This is a genomic window from Rhodococcus sp. NPDC127593, assembly GCF_042671975.1.
Lineage (GTDB): Bacteria > Actinomycetota > Actinomycetes > Mycobacteriales > Mycobacteriaceae > Rhodococcus_F.
In genome coordinates, this window is sequence record NZ_JBHXWI010000007.1 from 157,380 (window position 1) to 176,924 (window position 19,545).

Genomic DNA, 19,545 nt, shown 5'->3' on the forward strand with positions numbered 1-19,545 from the left:
CGTTGCCGGCTTGTCCGTGTCGCGCGCTCTCGCCCTCCGCCATCGCTGACGGCGCACTGACGCACGTCCTCTATAGTTCCACCCGAGAGTTCCGCTTGCAGCCGTGCCCCCGCTCGAGTGCTGTGAGTTACGTGGAACCGGAGCGGTACGAGAGTTGAGAGATGACGAGAACGCTTCCCCCGGGCCGATACACAGCCGCGGCAAAGCCTGCGCGCCCGAAGCGCTGGCTCGTGTGGGCGCTGTCCGCGGCGGTCGTGGTCGTCGGCGTGATCGTGGCGTTCGTCGCCTACAACAAGTTCGCCGTCTCCGAGATCGACAGTGAGGCCACGTCGTTCGATCTGGTGAGTGACTCGCAGCTGGACATCACGTTCACCGTCACCCGCGAGGATCCGTCCCAGGCCGCGGTCTGCATCGTCCGCTCCCGCTCCAAGGACGGTTCCGAGACCGGCCGGCGCGAGGTGTACATCGCCGGCGGCGAAGACCAGACGGTGAAAGTCACCGCCCCCGTCTACACGTCGCGCCCGCCCGCGATGGGCGACATCTACGGCTGCAGCCTGGACGTTCCCGCCTATCTGACCGGCGGCTGAGACCAGCGCAGCCGAGCGACCGTTCGGGTTATTCGGGGTTTGCACTCCCCGATCGTGCTAGAATCGCCAGGTACACGGTTCCGGTTTGGAACCGTGTATTGCTGCATTGGCGGCAAGGCGGAAATCGAACGGCCCCGGCCGTCGAATTGTGCCGAGCCGTTGATCACTGCTGTTGCAGTGGTCTGTCGAGGGAGCCCGGCGGCTCCAACTACGAGGGAGTGATCGAGATGACCGAGACCCAGGTGACCTGGCTGACCCAGGAGTCACATGACAGGCTCAAGAGCGAACTCGACCAGCTCATTGCCAATCGTCCGGTCATCGCCGCCGAGATCAACGAGCGTCGCGAAGAGGGCGATCTGAAGGAGAACGGTGGCTACCACGCGGCCCGCGAAGAGCAGGGTCAGCAGGAGGCCCGCATCCGCCAGCTTCAGGAACTCCTGAACAGCGCGAAGGTCGGCGAAGCGCCCACCCAGTCCGGTGTCGCACTGCCCGGTTCCGTGGTGAAGGTGTACTACGACGGCGACGAGAAGGACACCGAGACGTTCCTGATCGCCACCCGCGAAGAGGGTGCACGCGACAACAAGCTCGAGGTCTACTCCCCCAACTCCCCGCTGGGTGGGGCACTGCTCGAGGCGAAGGTCGGCGAAACCCGCGAATACACGCTGCCCAACGGCAGCAGCATGAAGGTGACGCTCGTCAGCGCGGAGCCGTACCACAGCTGATCTCGGATCAACCGCCGAAAACTCCGGTCCGGGCCAAGCGCCCGGGCCGGAGTTTTTTGCGTCGACGCCGGTGAGCGGGATCAGAAGACCCTGCGGGCCTTCATGTCGGCGAATACGGGACCGATGCGCACCACGTCGCCGGTTGTCGGGGCGTGCAGCATCTGGCCGTTTCCGACGTAGATCGCGACGTGTCCCGGCCCACCCGACTGCCAGTTGCCGAACAACAGGTCTCCGGGCCTGGCCTCGGACAGCGGAATCTCGACCCCGACGCCCCACTGCGTTTCCGACGTGCGAGGCAGCTTGATGCCCGTCGCGGCGTACACCGCGAACGAGGTGAGGCCCGAACAATCGAAGCCGCCACCGGACGGTCCGTTGATGTTGCCGCCGCCCCAGACGTACGGCAGCCCGATGAACCGCATGGCCGCCTCGACGACGCGGCCCATGTCGCCCGCGGCCGCACCGTAGAAGAACGGCGACAGCATGCGCGCGAACGAATCCTCGAGCGAGCGGATCCGCGCGACGTACGGCTGGGTTTCGTGCTCGTAGTCGAACTTCCCGGCAGGCATTCCACCGGCCGTTCGCACGGCACCGGGGCCCGCGTTGTAGGCGGCGAGTGTGAGGTCGAGGGTGTCACCCTTGACCACACCCTCCTTCTTCCAGCCCTCGATCTGCCCGAACAGGTCGCACAGCATCTGGCCGGACGCCATCATCGGGTCGGCGACGCCGTTGATGTCGACCTTGCCGTCGCCGTCCGCGTCCTTGCCGTATTTGGCCCAGGCCGGGGGCATGAACTGGCCGGGACCGCGGGCGCCCGCCCGAGACACCGGTGAGGTCGCGCCGTAGCGGAAACCGTTCTCGACCGAATACAGGGCCGCCAGCGTCGGCGGCTTGATGCCTTCGCACAGCGACCCGGCCTTGCGGATCCACGGCGCGAAGACGGCGATGGCGCCGACCGGCGCGAGCGAGACACCGGGGAAGCCGGCGGGGACGGACGGGATCAGCGATCCGAGTCCGCTGATCAGGGCCGGGACCCCCGGCAGAGCGGCGAGGCCCCCGATCGCCGTTCCGACGTCGGGGGCGCTCATCGCGGGGGGCTGGTCGAGTGGAGTGTCCGGGAGTGCCAGCGGGGGAACCGGGGCAGGCGGCGGCGCCGCGACGGCGGGCGGCGGCGGAATGTAGGGGTCGGTTGCCTGCTTCACCACATCCGAGGCCTGGGTCACCATCTGCTCGGCCTGCACGCGGGCCGGTTCCGGGAGAGTCGATATCGCGTCGTTTACTTGTTTCTGAACGTCGGGTGAGGCCTGCTCGACCACCTGAATTGCTTCGGCTGCTTGATCTTTCACCGGCTGCGGTATGTCCGCTCCCTGAACGATGGCCCCCGCTGCGGTGGTGATCGCCACGATGATCGCCGCTGCATCAACTGACATACGTGCGCTCCTCCTCCTCGGTGCACCTAACCGAGTGAGTTCACGTTACGACGGGGCACAGCAGGTGCGAGGCGATTCTGCGGGATTGATCCGTTTCCTACCGTGACCTGCGGGAGCGCGGCACCTGGCGAATCACGTCGCCTCGGTCACCCACGCACAGGCACGAAACGTTCGCTGAGGATCTCGACCAGGTCGGCCGGATCCGTGGTCTCGTCGTCCAACATCTCGAGGAGGGGCGCGCGCTGAGCCGGCGCGATCGGTTCGATTCCCCCGAAGATCTGCCACGTGTCACCCGCCGGGACGACGCGGGCACAGATCAGATTCCCGACGTGCAATTGCCGGCTCGCGGATCCTTCTCTGATCTCGTGCCGGTCGCCGGTGCGCAGGTCCCGCAGTGTCAGACCCTCACCCGGCCGAACCTCCTCCACCTCGTGCACCGACCGTTCGACCTCCTGCCACTGCCGTGCGAGTGCGAACTCGTCCGGGGGCAGCAGGTCGGCACGGCTGTCGACGAAGTCGGTGAACGCACCGCCTTCGAAAAGTGCGACGTCGGCGACCAGCGGGTCGTCCAACGACTCGAGCAGCGCCTCCTCACCGACCCAGAACTCGGACCGAATTTCGGCGAACTCCAAGATCTGATCCCGCCAGCCGAGCTCCTCCGCGTGCAGCTTCGCCTTCTGGTACAGCCACGCGGCCCGCTCGGACAAGGGTTGGTCGCCTTTCCCGAGGTGGCAGATCTTGTACTTCTTCCCCGAGCCGCACCAGCATGGATGGTTTCGGCCCAGCCCCGGCCTGGGAGTTGGCTGAAAGTGTTCGAGCACAGCGTGCAGCGTCTCTACGTCCCCGCCGGCCATCCGATTCAGCAACGACAGTCCGCGGACGGCGTCGCCTCGATCCGACGCGAAGCGGGCAAGGTCGAAGAGAGCGGGATCGAACGCTCCGTCCACGGCGAGAGCGTAGTGGTAATGATCTTCGGCCTGCTCCGGGAAGCCCTCCATCTCGGTGGCGCGCCCCGCGATCCACGACGCGGCTGCTTTCACTTCGCGGGGTCCCGACACGAGCAGCAGTTGCGCTGCCTCCAGCACCACGCTCGGATCCACGTCCGCGTCGAACAGCTCGTGAGCGGCGACTTCCACGACAGCCGGATCGGCCAGGCCTGCGTAGAGTTCCGGCTTACCGAAGAAGCGTTCTCCGATGTCCTGGTCGTCGTCCTCTGCGAGAGCTGTGACGAGCGAAACCAGCATTGCCACGGCCGGTGCCGCCTCCACCGGCAGCCCCAGCTGTTCCGCGTACACGCGGATCAACAGATCTTGGCCATACTCGTCGAAATCGAATCCGCGCGGGGCGACAAGTTGCCCGGAACGGTCGAAGTCGGCGGCCTCGACCATTTCTGCCAATGGCAATGTCGGCACTGCGAACGCCGCCGGATCGTCGACCAGGAGCTGCCAGACCTCCTCTTCCAGATCGACTACCGCGCTCTCGGTCAACCGCTGAGTGAACCGCGGCGCAAGATCGGGAGCGTCCGCAACCGGCTCGGCGACGAAGTCGAGGTGCACCCCACTGTCCGACGTCGAAAGCGCGAGAAGGTCTCCGGGAGAACGCTGCACAAGGGTGCCCTTCGGAAGGACGAGAACTGCCTCATCCGACCAGGGCCCGCCGTCCACGCCTCTCACAGCCAGCTCGTCAGCGTGCTCGCCGCCGAACGCGACCGCGAAGCCATCGACCTCGGGCTCCCCGGATGCGAGGTGCAGGAGTGGCTCGAAATCCTCCATCTCCACGACGTCGGCCGAGATCTCCCACGCGGTAAGGCGGTGCGTGAGGACGCGTCCCGAGAGCAGAACGTCGAGCGCGACGTTCCGGCCGTCAGGGAGATATCCGAGTAGCGGCGCCTCGAGGTCGATCCGATCGTAGTGACGACTCCGTCACGGCGACGGGTGTCGGGCACGACTGCGCACAAACTGCAGGCGACACGCCGGGCGTGCGCTGCACTACTGCGCACTCGGCGAGGAGCGACAGATTCTTCCCAGGTTGTTCTAAGGTTCTTCGGGGAAGCTGGTCGGCATGAGTGAAGACCGACGGATTTCCCGCCTGCTTCCCGTTCGCCGCGTCCTGGCGGCAGCCGGAATCGCCGGACTGGTTGCCGGTGGTGGTGTGGCGGCGGCAGCGGACCCCGCGACCCCCGATTCGGCGGTGGCGGCGCCCCTCGTCTCGGCAGGATTCGGCGCACCGGACGCCCTGTCCAGCGGTTCCTGAGATCCCGCGACCGGAGAACCACCACATGACCAGCGCACGCAGCGCAACCGAATGGTCCACCTGGGGTGTGCACGCACGCATCGTCGTCACCGACCCCGATGCTCTGAGCTCGGCGTCGAATCTGATCCGCGGATACCTCGCGGCAGCCGATGCCGCCGTCAACCGGGACCGCGCGGACGCCGAGATCCGCTCGCTCGACGCGGGCCCGAACACGGTCACACCGATGTTCGCGCGGTTCCTCACCGATGCCCTCGCCGCTGCGCGCACCACGGAGGGCGCACTCGACCCCACGGCGTCGGCCCTCGCACCCCAGTCGTGGCGATCGATCACCGTCGATGGCACCGAGGTCACGCTCCCCGCCGGGGTGGAACTCGATCTGACGGCCACCGCCCGGGCCAGTTCCGCGGACCATTGTGCGTCGACGACGGCGGAGCTGCTCGGGTGTGGCGTCCTGGTGGCGCTCGGCGGAGACATCGCCACCGCCGGGCCCACACCACCGGGCGGCTGGCAGGTCCAGGTCCAGGACCTGCCGGGCGACCCCACCTGCCAGGTGTCGATCCCGTCGGGTGCGGCCGTCGCGACGGCCAGCACCGTCAAACCCCTGCACCCCGACTCGATCTCGTTGTGGCGGACCGTGTCCGTGGTGGCCGAGTCGTGCACCACCGCGCACGCATCGAGCGCGGCGGCGGTCGGGATGGGCGGCGGTGCGGTCGACTGGCTCACCAACCTCGAGCTGCCTGCCCGGCTGGTGGATCAGGAGTTCCGGGTGGTCACCCTGGGCGGGTGGCCGAGCTAGCTCCGGCTATTCCTGCAGGCGGACCGTGTACTGGGCGTCGCGCAGGGCGTCGAGGAGATCCTGCCGGTGTCCGGGACCACGGGTCTCGACCGTGAGGAACACCTCCACCTCGTCGAGCGCGAGCGCGCCGCCGGTGCGGGAGTGGACGACGTCCACGACGCTGGCGCCGTTGCCGCTGATCACCCCGAGGAGACTGACCAAACCACCCGGTCGGTCCGGAATGGTCACGTGCACACCGAGATACCGTCCGGCCGCCCGAAGACCGTGATTGACGACATGGGTGAGCAGCAACGGGTCGATGTTGCCGCCGGACAGCACCGCGCACACTTTCCCGGTGAGTCCCAGCTCTTCCGTCGAGCAGCTGATCAACGCGGCCACCGCAGCCGCGCCCGCAGGCTCCACGATGAGTTTCGCGCGTTCGAGGCACAGGAGCAGCGCCCGGGACAGGGCGTCCTCGCTGACCGTGACGATGGCGTCGACCTGCGAGCCGACGTGCGCGAACGGCACGTCGCCGGGTCGGCCGACCGCGATGCCGTCGGCCATGGTCGACATGGTCTCCAGCGGAATCGGGCGGCCCTCCGCCAGCGAACGCGGCCAGGCGGCCGCCTGTTCGGCCTGGACGCCGACGATCCGCACGTCCGGCCGGGTGGCCTTGACCGCCGCGGCGATGCCCGCGATCAGCCCACCACCGCCGGTCGGGACGACGACCGTGCCGACGTCGGGTTCCTGCTCGAGGATCTCGAGCCCCACGGTCCCCTGCCCGGCGACGATGTCGACGTGATCGAAGGGATGGATCAGGACGGCGCCGGTCTCGTCCGCGAACTCCTTCGCGGCGACGAGCGCGTCGTCCACCGTGTCGCCGGTGAGATGGACGGTGGCGCCGTACGCCTTCGTGGCGACGAGTTTCGGAAGAGGCGCGCCGGTGGGCATGAACACGGTGGACGGGATGCCCAGTTCCGTAGCCGCCCAGGCCACGCCCTGCGCGTGATTGCCGGCGCTGGCCGCCACGACCCCGCAGGCCCGTTCGGCGACCGACAGATTCGCGATCCGGTTGTACGCACCGCGCGGTTTGAAAGATCCTGTGCGCTGCAGATTTTCGCACTTCAGCGACACCACGTGCCCGCATCGTTCCGACAGCGCCCGGGACGCGATCACCGGCGTCCGGCGCATGACGGGGTCCAGCAGCTTACGAGCTGCTCTGATCTGATCCAGCGTGACAGGCTCCACGCGGGCCAGCATAAGGCCTTCGGCCCGTGCGCCTTTTTGGTAGCGGTGGCTACCAAAAAGGCGCACGGGCGGCGAAGCCGCCTACTACTTCAGCGCTTGCTCGATGTCGCCCACGAGGTCGGCGGCATCCTCGATGCCGACGGACAGGCGAACCAGGTCGTCCGGGACCTCGAGGAGCGAACCGGCGGTGGAGGCGTGGGTCATGGCGCCCGGGTGCTCGATCAGCGATTCGACGCCGCCGAGCGACTCGGCCAGCGTGAAGATCTCGGTGCGCGAGCAGAAGTCCAGCGCGGCCTGCTTGCCGCCGGCGAGGCGGACGGAGATCATGCCGCCGAAGCGGCGCATCTGCTTCTCGGCGACCTTGTGGCCGGGGTGCGACTCGAGTCCTGGGTAGATCACCTGGGACACCGCGGAGTGGCCGGCGAGCAGTTCGACGACCTTCTCGGCGTTGTCGCTGTGCCGCTCCATGCGCAGGGAGAGGGTCTTGATGCCGCGGAGCGTGAGGAACGCGTCGAAGGGTCCGGGGACGGCGCCTGCACCGTTCTGCAGGAACGCGAACGCCGTGTCGAGCTCCTCGTCGTTGGTGACGAGTGCGCCACCGACGACGTCGGAGTGTCCGCCGATGTACTTGGTGGTCGAATGCAGCGCGACGTCGGCACCGAGCTGCAGCGGTTGCTGCAGGTACGGCGACGCGAACGTGTTGTCGACGACAATCTTCGCGCCGGCGTCGTGCGCCACGTCGGACAGCGCCTCGATGTCACCGATGTTGAGGAGCGGGTTGGTGGGCGTCTCGACCCACACGAGCTTGGTGTTGGGCCGGATCGCTGCCCGGACCGCGTCCACGTCGGACACCGCGGCGGGCGTGTACTCGATGCCCCACTGGGTGAAGACCTTGTCGATCAGGCGGAACGTTCCGCCGTAGGCGTCGTTCGGGATGACGAGGTGGTCGCCGGGGCGGAGCGCGGCACGGAGCAGGCAGTCGGTGGCGGCCATGCCGGAGCCGAAGGCGCGACCGTACGTGCCCGATTCGAGGGCGGCGAGGTTGGCCTCGAGCGGTCGTCGGGTGGGGTTACCGGTGCGGGCGTATTCGAATCCGTTACGCATGCCGCCGACGCCGTCCTGCGCGAACGTCGAACTCGCGTAGATCGGGACGTTGACGGCGCCCGTCTGCGGGTCGGGGTCGAATCCTGCGTGCACGGCCTTGGTGGAGAACCCCTGCCAGCTGATGTTGTCCGCTTTGCTGCGCTGCTCACTCATGGCCCCCACACTAGTGGGGACCTAATTCTCCAGATACTCCGCGATGGCGAAGGCCACGTCGAGCTTGGTTGCGTCGCTGACGGAGGGGTCGAGTGCGTTGACGATGATGCTGTGTTCCGGGGTGAGCAGCGCCATGGCCACGACGTCGAGGACCACCCCGCCGAACTCCGCGGAACGGGGGTCCGGGACGACGTTCGTTCCGTTCCGCATCTCGACGAGGACGGCAGGATCCGTCACCTGCGGCTTGACCGACGCGGTGATGGTGCTCATGACGTTGGTCGGCCCCTTGGACCATGAGCAGGTCGGATCGGTCGATCCGGGCAGGACGGCCTCGGTGAGATGCGGCCGATCCGACACCAGACGACCGAGCGCCTTCGTCAGCGCGGCGCAGTCGGCGGACGCGTCCGAAGACGAGGTGCCCGAAGACACCGAGTCGACGTCCGACGATCCCGATTGTGCGACCGCGGCACCCTCGATGCTGTTCCCGCATCCGGCGGCGGCGAACCCGAGCAGGGCGACCGGGACCACCAGAACACGACGTAGAGCACTCACTGTGACTCCCCCTCACGGACACCGGACCGGTACCCGCTGTGCACCGTACGTTCCGTGCGCAGCGGGGACCAGTGTTGGCGCGCCCGGCCCTCGACGTGTCGTCTAGGAGCCGGCGCTGAGGAAACCGAGAAGGTCGTGGCGGGTGATGACCCCGGCGGGCTTGCCGTCGTCGACGACCATCAGCGCGTCGGTGTCGCCGAGCGCCTTGGTGGCGGCCGATACGGGCTCGCCCGAACCGATGAGTGGGAACGGCTTGCTCATGTGCTTCTCCACCGGGTCGGCCAGGTGCGCGCGTCCCTCGAACACGGCACTCAGCAGGTCGCGCTCGGTGACACTGCCCGCCACTTCACCGGCCATGACGGGCGGCTCCGCACCGACGACGGGCATCTGGGACACCCCGTACTCGCGGAGGATCTCGATGGCGTCGCGCAGTGTCTCGGACGGGTGGGTGTGGACGAGGTCCGGGAGTTCGCCGGACTTGCCGCGCAGCACGTCGCCGACGGTCTTCTCGTCGGGCTTGCCGTCGAGCGGGGTGCGGAGGAACCCGTAGGACGCCATCCACTTGTCGTTGAAGATCTTCGACAGGTATCCGCGGCCACCGTCCGGCAGCAGGACGACGATGACGGCGTCGGGGCCCTCGCGCTTGGCGACCTCGAGTGCGGCGACGACGGCCATGCCGCAGGAGCCGCCGACCAGCAAGCCCTCTTCGCGGGCGAGACGACGGGTCATCTCGAAGGAGTCGGCGTCGGACACGGCGATGATCTCGTCGGGGATGGACGGGTCGTAAGCGCTCGGCCAGAAGTCCTCGCCCACGCCCTCGACCAGGTACGGACGGCCGGTGCCACCCGAGTACACGGAACCCTCGGGGTCGGCGCCGATGACCTTGACCTTGCCGCCGGACACCTCCTTGAGGTAGCGGCCGGTGCCGGTGATGGTGCCGCCGGTGCCGACGCCCGCGACGAAGTGGGTGATCTTGCCGTCGGTGTCGGCCCAGATCTCGGGGCCGGTGGTCTCGTAGTGGCTCTGCGGGCCGCCCGGGTTGGAGTACTGGTTGGGCTTCCAGCCGCCGGGGAGCTCGCGTGCAAGCCGGTCGGAGACGCTGTAGTAACTGTCCGGGTGCTCCGGCGCGACCGCGGTGGGGCACACCACGACCTCGGCGCCGTAGGCCTTGAGAACGTTCCGCTTGTCTTCGCTGACCTTGTCGGGGCAGACGAACACGCACTTGTATCCGCGCTTCTGGGCCACCAGGGCGAGGCCGATGCCGGTGTTGCCGGACGTGGGCTCGACGATGGTCCCGCCCGGCTTCAGCTCACCGGACGCCTCCGCGGCGTCGATCATCTTGACCGCGATACGGTCCTTCGAGCTTCCACCCGGATTGAGGTATTCGATCTTGGCTGCAACGGTCCCGTGGTTCTCCCCGATGACAGAAGAGAGCTTGACGAGAGGGGTGTTGCCGATCAGGTCGACGACGTGTTCCGCGATGCGCATGCCTCCATGCTCCCAGATGCCCTGATCCGATGCTCACGGACGTCCGGCACGGGGGCCCCGATCCGACTAGATTGGTGCGGACGCAGTCCGCTGGAACCCGTGAGATGAGCACCAGGTAGCGGAAAGGTGAGACCAGTGCCCAAGAGGACCTGGCAGACCGGAGTGAAGGCCGGCGCCGCGGCTGTCGTGGCAGGTTCGAGCGCAGGCACGCTGTCGTGGGCGGCGTACTCCTATCTGATGTCCCAGGCGACGACGGCCCGCGGTGTGATCGGGCACAACGTCGCCAAGCCGCCGGAGGCCGACGGCGTCTACTACCCCGGCGCCGCGGTCCCCGAACGCTGGGTGCGGACCACGCCGTACGACGTCCATCTGATGATCTTCGGCGACTCCACGGCTGCCGGGGTGGGATGCCTGTCGGCGGACGAAGTGCCCGGCGTGCAGATCGCGCGGCGCCTCGCCGACGAGACCGGCAGGCGGATCCGGCTGAGCACCAAGGCCATCGGCGGTGCCACGTCCCGCGGACTCAGCGGGCAGGTGGACGCGATGTTCGTGGCCGGACCGCCGCCGGACGCCGCGGTGATCCTGGTCGGCGCGAACGACGTGACGTCAAAGAACTCCATCCGGGCGTCGGCGCGCAGGCTTGGGGAGGCCGTCGAACGGCTCCGCGCCCACGACTGCGCGGTCGTGGTCGGAACGTGCCCCGACCTCGGGGTGGTGACCGCGATTCCGCAGCCCCTGCGGACCGTCGTCCGGACGTGGGGTTTGCGGCTGGCCCGGGCGCAGGCGGCCGCGACCAGCGCGGCGGGAGGCCACCCGGTGGCGCTGGCCGACCTGCTGGCGCCCGAGTTCCTGGCGGCTCCCGACCGGATGTTCTCCTCCGACCACTTCCACCCGTCGGCGGCGGGGTACGAATTGGCGGCGATCCAGATCGTGCCCGTTCTCGCGACCGCCCTCGGCATGTGGCACGGCGGCCCGCTGCCCGACCTGCCCGAGGTGTCGGAGGCCGCGGAATCACGCAAGCTGTCGACCCGAATGACAGCCTCGCTCAACCGTTTTCTGTGGCGACGCACTGCGAGGCGACGCGCACCTGCCAGCCTCGACGAACTCCTCGCGATCGAGGAGGCGTCCGCGTCCAGGACGCGACGGGTCGCTGAGTGAGATGGCGATGCCCCCGGTGCCGCCCGGCAACGTAAGTTGTCGGGAAGGCCACAAAACGGGTGGTCTGCAACACAGTGCAGACCCCCGCAATTGACAAAGGAGTTTTCATGCCCGAGGCAGTCATCGTCTCCGCAGTACGCTCACCGATCGGCCGAGCCATGAAGGGCTCGCTCAAGACCATCCGCCCGGATGATCTGACGACGCAGATGGTGGCCGCAGCGCTGGCGAAGGTCCCCGAACTCGATCCCACCGAGATCGACGACCTGCTCCTCGGCTGCGGTCAGCCCGCCGGCCAGTCGGGTTTCAACATCGCCCGCGTCGTCGCGGTGGAACTGGGCTACGACTTCCTGCCCGGCGTCACCGTCAACCGCTACTGTTCCTCCTCGCTGCAGACCACCCGCATGGCACTGCACGCGATCAAGGCCGGCGAGGGCGACGTGTTCATCTCCGCCGGCGTCGAGTCGGTGTCCAGCTTCGTCACCGGCAACGCCGACGGCCTGCCGAACACCAAGAACCCGAGGTTCGCCGACGCCGAGGCGCGCACCGCGACGCTCGCCGAGGGCGGCGTCGCCTGGACCGACCCGCGTAAGAACGAGCAGATTCCCGACGTCTACATCGCCATGGGCCAGACCGCCGAGAACGTCGCATCGGCCACCGGCATCACCCGCGAGGAGCAGGACCACTGGGGCGTCCGCTCCCAGAACCGCGCGGAGGAAGCAATCAAGAACGGCTTCTTCGAGCGGGAGATCACCCCGGTCACCCTCCCCGACGGCACCGTCGTGTCCACCGACGACGGCCCGCGCGCCGGCACCACCTACGAGGGCATCAGCCAGCTGGGGCCCGTGTTCCGGCCGGACGGCACCGTCACCGCAGGCAACGCGTGCCCGCTCAACGACGGCGCCGCCGCGCTCGTCATCATGTCCGACACGAAGGCCAAGGCCCTCGGCCTGACTCCGCTGGCCCGCATCGTGTCCACCGGTGTGTCCGGACTGTCCCCCGAGATCATGGGCCTCGGCCCGATCGAGGCCGTCAAGAAGGCCCTCGCCATCGCGGGCAAGTCCATCTCCGACATCGACCTGTTCGAGATCAACGAGGCGTTCGCTGTCCAGGTTCTCGGATCGGCCCGCGAACTGAAGATCGACGAGGACAAGCTGAACATCTCCGGCGGCGCCATCGCCCTCGGCCACCCGTTCGGCATGACCGGTGCCCGCATCACCAACACCCTGCTCAACAACCTGCGCGAGCAGGACAAGACGTTCGGCGTCGAGACCATGTGCGTCGGCGGCGGGCAGGGCATGGCAATGGTCCTCGAGCGCCTGAGTTAGGCGGCTCCGCCGCTCGTGCGCCTTTTTGGTAGCGGTAGCGACCAGAACGGCGCACGGGCGCCTTTTTGGTAGCGGTAGCGACCAGAACGGCGCACGGGCGCGAAGCGCGAGAAGGCCCCGAGAGCTTCTGCTCTCGGGGCCTTCTCGCGCTTTCGCGCCTAGTCGCTGTTGAAGTAGCTCAGGAGTCGCAGGATCTCGACGTACAGCCACACGAGGGTGACGGTGAGTCCGAATGCGACGCCCCATGCGGCCTTCTCCGGCGCCTGGGCGCGGATCAGCTGGTCGGCGGCGTCGAAGTCCAGCAGGAAGCTGAATGCGGCGATACCTATGCAAACGAGGCTGAAGATGATCGCCACGGGACCGCCGTCGCGGAGGCCGAGGCCGCCTTCGGTGAAGAAGCTGGCGATCACGTTGCCGAGGACGAGGACGACGACACCGATGAGGGCGCCGATGATCATCCGGGTCAGGCGGGGCGTGACTCGGATCGCGCCCGTCTTGTAGACGACGAGCATGCCGAAGAACACGCCGAACGTGCCGAGTACGGCCTGGGCGATGAGCGCCGCTCCCCCGACTCCACCGAACGTGACGTCGGTGAACATGAACGACAGGGCACCGAGGAACAGGCCCTCCGCCACCGCGTAGGCGAGGACGATGCCCGGGTTGTCCATCTTGCGGCCGAACGTGGCCACCAGGACCAGCACGAGACCGACGAGGCCACCGCCGATGACCAACGGGCCCGCGAGGTTCGCGTTGTTGCTCACCAGGAAGTAGGAGATGATCGCCGACACCGTGAGCACGCCGAGCGTGACACCCGTCTTGGTGACGACGTCGTCGATGGTCATCGAACGGTAGTCGGGGCCCGTCCGGTAGGGCTCGGCCTGCGTGTACTGGGGCTGGCCGAACTGCTGCGTGACCTGCGCTGCGCCGGCCGTCGTAGATCCGAACGAGGCGTATCCGCCGCTGCCCTCTTGTTTGGGCAGGTTGCGGAACACCGGGTTACTGGTGGTGCGCACCGTGCACATCCCTTCTCGTGGCTCGCCGGGTGGATCCGGGTTTCTTGTACGTTGAACGTCCCGCACCCACCGCAAGTTCCCGTTCGTCGCTTTCGGGTCGGACAATTCGGACTCTACCGGTGCCGCGGGGACACCCGCCAGACGAGGCCGGTCGGCGTGGCGGTCAGGCCACCGATCGGGTGACGGTGAATTTGGGATTCCGGCCGACGACGTCTGTCGGACCGACGAGCCGCTGCAACCGGCCCCGGTATCCGAGATGCGAGTTGTACACGGTCCACAATTCGCCGCCGGGCCGGAGCACCCGCCCGGCTTCGGTGAACATCTTCGACGCGCCTCCGGTGTGGACGGCCGCGCCCACGTGGAACGGCGGGTTGCACAGGACGACGTCCTGGCTGTCGGTGGCGAGGGTGGACATGGCGTCGTCGCGCAGCGGGCTGACCCGTCCGTCGAGTCCGTTGGCGCGGGCGGTGGCGGCCGCCGACGCGACCGCAGCGGAGGACTGGTCGGTGGCGATCACCGACACTTCCGGGAGGAGCCGGGCGAGGCTGACGGCGAGAATGCCCGTTCCGCACCCGAGGTCGACCGCGGCCCGCGCGCCGGGGTTCACGCGGGGAAGGAAGTCGAGGAGATACCTGGTCCCGATGTCCAGCTTGGGCCCGGCGAACGCGGCCCCGTACGACACGACGTCCAGCCCGATCTCGGCGAGGTGCTCGGTGACGGGGTAAGTCTGCTGCGCCATTTCCACCGGACCACTCGCGATCAGCACCCGCGACTTCTGCCTGCCGAGGGTCGCGTGGACGTCGGAGAACGATCGCCCGAGCACGTCGTTCATGGCGGTGGAGATGTGCTTGTTGCGTCCGCCCGCGTAGACGACGACGGACGGGTCGGCGTGGCGTGCGATCGCCTCGGCGACCTCGGTCAGTTCGCCGAGGCTCCGCGGCAGTTGCATCAGCACGACCGTTGCGCCCGCGAGCAGCTCCTCACCGAGCGCGCACGGCCGGTAGCGGTCGGCGAGCCCGACCGTCGCGGCGTTGGCGGCGAGCGCCAGTTCGCCGGTCAGCGGGTCCTGGTGCACGCGGATCGCGGTGGAGCCGTGCGTCGCCGCAGCGCCGAGGGCGAGCCCACCGTAGTGATCGCCGATCACGGCGAGCGTCCCGGGTCGCGCCGCCGACAGGGCCGCCGCGGCCTCGTCGAGGATCAGCCGGTCGGCGGCGTCGACGGCCGTCAGGTTGGGGGCCTCGACGTCGGGACGGCGACGGAGGCGGGCGAACAGGGCGTCCCGGTCGAACACTTCGGAGTCGAGCACGTTACTGAGACACCCACTGCGCGACGTCGGCGACGGGTTCCCGGTGGGTGCGGAATCCGTTGACGGGATTCTCCATGTCGGGGTAGCCGAACGAGATCGCGCAGACGACCCGACGGTCCTCCTCGAGCGAGAAGAAGTCGTGGATGAACCGCGAACTTCCCGCGACAGCGGCCTGCGGAATGGTCGCCACTCCGAGACTCTGCGCGGCGAGCAGGAACGTCTCGACGTACAGGCCGCAGTCCACGGCGCCGTACGTTCCGAGTGCTTCGTGGGTGGTGACGATCGCGACGTGCGGCGCGCCGAACAGGTCGAAGTTCTTCATCGTCTGCTCGGCCGACGCGGCCCGGTCCCCGGGCGCGATACCGACGCTGGTGTACAGCTGCATGGCACACTCGCGGCGGCGCAACTTGTGCTCGCCCACGTATTCGCGGGGCCACTCGAAGTCGGACTCCTGCGGGTGGGTGCGGACGTACTCCGCCAGCCCGGAACGGAACCGCTCGGTCCCCTCCCGCTCGGTGATCGCGACCTGCCACGGCTGCGTGTTGCACCACGACGGCGTCTGCTGGGCGAGCTCGAGGATCCGCTCGATCACATCGCGCGGCACCTGCGCCGGTAGGTAAGCCCTGCAACTGATTCGCGCGTCGAGGAGCTGGGCCAGGGTCTGCTCGGCCAGGCTCGTGTCCGCTGCCGCAATGCCGGTATCCGTCACCGTCGAATTCTCCTCGGGTCTACTCGTTCTCGAACACCGCTCTCTGTGTCGTGCGACCGCGATATGCTGGCGTCAGTGCACCGAGAAGGTGATTTCATTGAGTGTGCCACGACACCCGGAAAGCAGTTCCGGGCCGACCGACTCGGATCCGCAGGCCACCAAGCGGATCGTCGTGACCGACATCGTCGCGGAGCTGTCGTCGGAGGGATTCGACGACGCACGCGAGATCGGCCGGGGAGGGTTCGGGGTCGTCTACCGCTGCCTGCAGACAGCGCTCGACCGCACGGTCGCGATCAAGGTGCTGTCCTCCGATCTGGACGGCGAGGACCGCGAACGCTTCCTGCGGGAGCAGCGTGCGATGGGGAAATTGTCGGGGCATCCCCACGTGGTCGACATCCTGCAGTCCGGGGTGACGCGCAGCGGCAGGCCGTACATCGTGATGCCGTACCACTCGCGCAATTCGCTCGACGCCTGGATTCGGCGTGAGGGGCCGCTGCCGTGGAGTGAAACGCTGCGCGTCGGCGTGAAACTGGCGGGCGCACTGGAGACGGCGCACCGGCTCGGCACCCTGCACCGCGACGTCAAACCCGCGAACATCCTGCTCACCGGGTACGGCGAACCGCAGCTCACGGACTTCGGCATCGCGCGCGTCACGGGTGGATTCGAGACCACGTCGAGCATGATCACCGGTTCGCCCGCGTTCACGGCGCCGGAGGTTCTCCGCGGCGACGCGCCGTCCGCGTCTTCCGACGTGTACAGCCTGGGTGCCGCCCTGTTCTGCCTGCTCACCGGGCATGCCGCGTTCGAGCGGCGGAGCGGGGAGCGGCTCGTCGCGCAGTTCCTCCGCATCGCCACGCAACCCGTTCCGGATCTGCGGGGCGAGGACATTCCCGACGACGTGTGCTCGGCCATCGAGCGCGCGATGTCCGAGGAACCGACCGACCGCCCGGCTTCGGCCGCGGAGTTCGGCCAGGAACTGCGCGACATCGAGCGCAGGCACGGGCTCGATGTCGACGAGATGGCGCTCCCCGCCGCGGCCGACGAGTTCCCGCGCACCGAGCACACCTCGACGCCGACCACGCAGTCCTCGACGTCCGGGCACAGTCGCAGCTACCGCCGGCGGTCGGGTGCCACCCCGCCGAGCGCCGCGGCCCGCTTCCGGCCGCCGACCCCGATGCGGTCCCTGGTGGAGCGCACCCGTCTCCTGGATCTGCTCCGGCTGGGTCAGCGGAGGCGGTTGACGCTCATCCACGCACCCGCCGGTTTCGGGAAGAGCACGGTGGCGGCCCAGTGGCGCGACGTGCTCATCGAGGACGGCGCCGCCGTCGCCTGGCTGACGGTGGACAACGACGACAACAACGTCGTGTGGTTCCTGTCCCACCTCGTCGAGGCGATCCGCCGGGCCGAGCCGACCCTGGCGGACGAACTGGGGCAGGCGCTCGACGAGAACGGCGCCGAAGCGGAACGGTATGTGCTGACCTCGCTGGTGAATCAGGTCCACGACAGCAGGCGCCACGTGGTGGTGATGATCGACGACTGGCACCGCGTCACGTCGCCGGACACGATCGCCGCGATGGACTTCATCCTGGAGAACGGCTGCCACCACCTGCAGATGGTGGTGAGCAGCCGAAGCCAGGCAGGACTTCCGCTGGCCAAGATGCGGGTACGTGACGAACTCGTCGAAATCGATTCCGTGGCTTTGCGCTTCGACATCACCGAGTCGCAGCGGTTCCTGGTCGACCTCGGCGGACTGCACCTGGAGGACTCCGACGTGGAGGCGCTGGAGGAGACCACGGACGGGTGGGTGGCGGCGCTGCAACTGGCGTCGCTGTCGCTGCGTGATCGCGCCGACCCCGGCGATCTCATCCGGCACATGTCGGGCCGCCACCACGCGATCGGCGAGTACCTGGCGGAGAACGTGCTCAGCACCCTCGAGCCTGCGCTGCTCGACTTCATGCTGGCCACGTCCGTCACCGAGCGCGTCTGCGGCGACCTCGCCTGCGTGCTGGCGAACGTGACCCGCGGTCAGGCCCTGCTCGAGCAGGTCGAATCGCGCGACCTGTTCCTGCGCAGCCTCGACGAGGACCGGGAGTGGTTCGAGTACCACCACCTGTTCGCCGAGTATCTCCGCCGGCGCCTCGAGCGCGATCATCCGTCGCGCGTGGCGGACCTGCACCGCGCGGCCGCGCACTGGTTCGCCGACCACCACTACGTCAGCGATGCAGTGGATCACGCGTTGGCGGCAGGCGATCGCGACGTGGCCGTCGCGGTGGTCGAGGAGCAGGGAATGTACCTGGTGGAGCACTCGCGGATGGTCGCGCTGCTCGGCCTGGTCGACAAGTTGCCGCGGCCGCTGGTCGAGTCCAGCCCGCGCATCCAGATCGCGGTCGCGTGGGCGAACATCCTGCTGCAACGGGTGGCGCCGACACTGCGGTCGCTCTCGCTGGTCGTGTCGACCCTCGAATCCTCGAAGCTGAGCGACACCGAGCAGGCCGACATCCGCGTGGAGGCCGACATCGTCCGCGCCGTGATCGCGGTGTCGTCCGATCGCATCGCCGGAGTCCCCGACCTCATCGCGGAATGCCTGGCCCGCCCGGAAACCCTACGCGCGTGGGTGGTTTCGGCGGGGTCGAATCTCGCGTCCGCCGTCGCGATCGCCCAATTCGATTTCGTGGAGGCCCGCCGCCTGCAGGAGTGGGCAGCCGGGTACCACCAGCGGACCGTCGGACCGTTCAGCACGATGTACGGGTACTGCTTCGCCGGCATCGCCGCGATGGAACAACTCGACATCACCGCGACCGAGGACAACTTCCGGCTGGCCGTGCAAACCGCGACGAAGTCGGCAGGCACCCATTCGCATGCCGCACGACTCGCAGGCGCACTCCTCGGCGAGCTGATGTACGAATTGGGCCAGCTCGACGAGGCCGAACGACTCCTCGACGAGAGCTACGAGCTCGGACCCGAGGGCGGCATAGTCGATTTCATGATCGCCCGCTTCGTCACGGGCGCGCGACTGAAGGCCGGCCGTGGCGATCTCGCGTCCGCTGCCCGCCACCTCGACGAGGGCGCTTCCGCGGCGGCGTCGCTGGGACTACCGCGACTACGGGCCCGGGTCGAGAACGAGCGGGTCCGGCTCGGCCTGCCCGCGTCGCCCCAGCCTCCAGGCGACGGGAAGGCGACCCGGGAACCCGATTTCGGGTTCGCCGAGATCGTCGCACAGCTCGACGACGCCACGGAGATCCGGAAGCAGTCGGCCGTCGAGCCCGACGTCGCGTGTCGCCGCGCGGAGGAGTGGGTGCGCCGGGTCGAACAGGAGATCCGGCCGAGGGCGGCCATGCAGGCCAATCGCCTGCTCGTCGCGTGCCTGGTCGCGGCGGGCCGGGTCGACGAAGCGAAGCCGGTGCTGGCCTCCGTCGCCGCGACGTGTGCACGAATCGGCTTCGTGCGCTACCTGATCGACGGCGGACCGCGCATGGTGCCCGCGCTGACGGCCCTCCTCGAGGACAGGCGAGCCGGCCGCTGGCAGTCCGACTGGCCGGATGTTCCGGAAGAGTTCCTGGTTGCGGCACTGGAGACCGGGACACCGGTCGAGAGTTAGCGTGCGCTTTCTTGACTAATTCAAGAAACGATGGTGCAGTGTGACCGTGAACACACACGAGGGTGGGACGCGGCCACCACCGCGTCGCGCCCCGTGAGTGTGGTTCGATCCGCGACGTCGACAGTGC

Annotated in this window: 17 protein-coding genes; 8 read left to right on the forward strand and 9 right to left on the reverse strand. The window is 68.3% G+C overall.

The annotated features are described in order from the left end of the window. Window positions 1-161: 161 nt before the first annotated feature. Together ACFVJ3_RS08595 and greA are read left to right on the forward strand one after the other, a co-directional pair. Window positions 162-587, forward strand: a complete 426-nt coding sequence (locus ACFVJ3_RS08595; protein WP_378451662.1) for a DUF4307 domain-containing protein — start codon at window positions 162-164, stop codon at window positions 585-587. A gap of 227 nt (window positions 588-814) precedes the next feature. Next, on the forward strand, window positions 815-1,309 hold the full coding sequence (gene greA / locus ACFVJ3_RS08600) for a transcription elongation factor GreA (RefSeq protein WP_005238978.1): 495 nt from the start codon (window positions 815-817) through the stop codon (window positions 1,307-1,309). An 80-nt stretch (window positions 1,310-1,389) separates the two neighbouring features. Here greA and ACFVJ3_RS08605 read toward each other — a convergent pair whose 3' ends face one another. Beyond that, entirely contained in the window at window positions 1,390-2,736 is a 1,347-nt protein-coding gene (locus ACFVJ3_RS08605; RefSeq protein WP_378451663.1) for an NlpC/P60 family protein, read from the reverse strand. Window positions 2,737-2,882: 146 nt separating this feature from the next. After that, window positions 2,883-4,409, reverse strand: a complete 1,527-nt coding sequence (locus ACFVJ3_RS08610; protein WP_378451664.1) for an SEC-C domain-containing protein — start codon at window positions 4,407-4,409, stop codon at window positions 2,883-2,885. A gap of 15 nt (window positions 4,410-4,424) precedes the next feature. Here ACFVJ3_RS08610 and ACFVJ3_RS08615 point away from each other — a divergent pair, with 15 nt between their 5' ends. The 3 genes from ACFVJ3_RS08615 to ACFVJ3_RS08625 all read left to right on the forward strand — a co-directional run bounded on the left by ACFVJ3_RS08615 (window position 4,425) and on the right by ACFVJ3_RS08625 (window position 5,785). Continuing rightward, window positions 4,425-4,619 (forward strand): hypothetical protein, encoded by a 195-nt coding sequence (locus ACFVJ3_RS08615; protein ID WP_378451665.1) that lies wholly within the window; start codon window positions 4,425-4,427, stop codon window positions 4,617-4,619. Between the two features lie 178 nt (window positions 4,620-4,797). Continuing rightward, a complete protein-coding gene (locus ACFVJ3_RS08620; RefSeq protein WP_378451666.1) occupies window positions 4,798-4,989 on the forward strand; it encodes a hypothetical protein in 192 nt (63 codons plus the stop codon). Window positions 4,990-5,014: 25 nt separating this feature from the next. Continuing rightward, on the forward strand, window positions 5,015-5,785 hold the full coding sequence (locus ACFVJ3_RS08625) for an FAD:protein FMN transferase (RefSeq protein ID WP_378451667.1): 771 nt from the start codon (window positions 5,015-5,017) through the stop codon (window positions 5,783-5,785). A 6-nt stretch (window positions 5,786-5,791) separates the two neighbouring features. Here the strand turns inward: ACFVJ3_RS08625 and ilvA are convergent, their stop codons facing one another. The 4 genes from ilvA to ACFVJ3_RS08645 all read right to left on the reverse strand — a co-directional run bounded on the left by ilvA (window position 5,792) and on the right by ACFVJ3_RS08645 (window position 10,309). After that, window positions 5,792-7,024, reverse strand: coding sequence for a threonine ammonia-lyase (ilvA, locus tag ACFVJ3_RS08630; protein ID WP_378451668.1), 1,233 nt, complete (start codon window positions 7,022-7,024; stop codon window positions 5,792-5,794). 72 nt (window positions 7,025-7,096) lie between these two features. Beyond that, on the reverse strand, window positions 7,097-8,269 hold the full coding sequence (locus ACFVJ3_RS08635) for a cystathionine gamma-synthase (RefSeq protein WP_378451669.1): 1,173 nt from the start codon (window positions 8,267-8,269) through the stop codon (window positions 7,097-7,099). Between the two features lie 21 nt (window positions 8,270-8,290). Then, a complete protein-coding gene (locus ACFVJ3_RS08640) occupies window positions 8,291-8,797 on the reverse strand; it encodes a hypothetical protein (RefSeq protein WP_378451733.1) in 507 nt (168 codons plus the stop codon). 126 nt (window positions 8,798-8,923) lie between these two features. Then, window positions 8,924-10,309, reverse strand: a complete 1,386-nt coding sequence (locus ACFVJ3_RS08645; RefSeq protein WP_005255744.1) for a cystathionine beta-synthase — start codon at window positions 10,307-10,309, stop codon at window positions 8,924-8,926. Between the two features lie 135 nt (window positions 10,310-10,444). Here ACFVJ3_RS08645 and ACFVJ3_RS08650 point away from each other — a divergent pair, with 135 nt between their 5' ends. Beyond that, window positions 10,445-11,467 carry an SGNH/GDSL hydrolase family protein gene (locus tag ACFVJ3_RS08650; protein ID WP_378451670.1) on the forward strand — a complete coding sequence of 341 codons (1,023 nt, stop codon included), beginning with the start codon at window positions 10,445-10,447 and terminating at the stop codon, window positions 11,465-11,467. A gap of 107 nt (window positions 11,468-11,574) precedes the next feature. After that, the gene (locus ACFVJ3_RS08655; RefSeq protein ID WP_378451671.1) at window positions 11,575-12,792 is read left to right on the forward strand and encodes an acetyl-CoA C-acetyltransferase; all 1,218 of its coding nucleotides are present in this window, start codon (window positions 11,575-11,577) and stop codon (window positions 12,790-12,792) included. Between the two features lie 158 nt (window positions 12,793-12,950). Here the strand turns inward: ACFVJ3_RS08655 and ACFVJ3_RS08660 are convergent, their stop codons facing one another. From ACFVJ3_RS08660 to ACFVJ3_RS08670, 3 genes are all read right to left on the reverse strand, one after another. Then, window positions 12,951-13,805, reverse strand: a complete 855-nt coding sequence (locus tag ACFVJ3_RS08660; RefSeq protein ID WP_378451672.1) for a Bax inhibitor-1/YccA family protein — start codon at window positions 13,803-13,805, stop codon at window positions 12,951-12,953. 163 nt (window positions 13,806-13,968) lie between these two features. Continuing rightward, window positions 13,969-15,111, reverse strand: a complete 1,143-nt coding sequence (locus ACFVJ3_RS08665) for a class I SAM-dependent methyltransferase (protein ID WP_378451673.1) — start codon at window positions 15,109-15,111, stop codon at window positions 13,969-13,971. Window position 15,112: 1 nt separating this feature from the next. Further along, on the reverse strand, window positions 15,113-15,820 hold the full coding sequence (locus tag ACFVJ3_RS08670) for a nitroreductase (protein ID WP_378451674.1): 708 nt from the start codon (window positions 15,818-15,820) through the stop codon (window positions 15,113-15,115). 103 nt (window positions 15,821-15,923) lie between these two features. On the opposite strand from ACFVJ3_RS08670, the gene ACFVJ3_RS08675 reads away from it, so the two are divergent. After that, on the forward strand, window positions 15,924-19,418 hold the full coding sequence (locus ACFVJ3_RS08675; protein ID WP_378451734.1) for a protein kinase: 3,495 nt from the start codon (window positions 15,924-15,926) through the stop codon (window positions 19,416-19,418). Window positions 19,419-19,545: the final 127 nt, after the last annotated feature.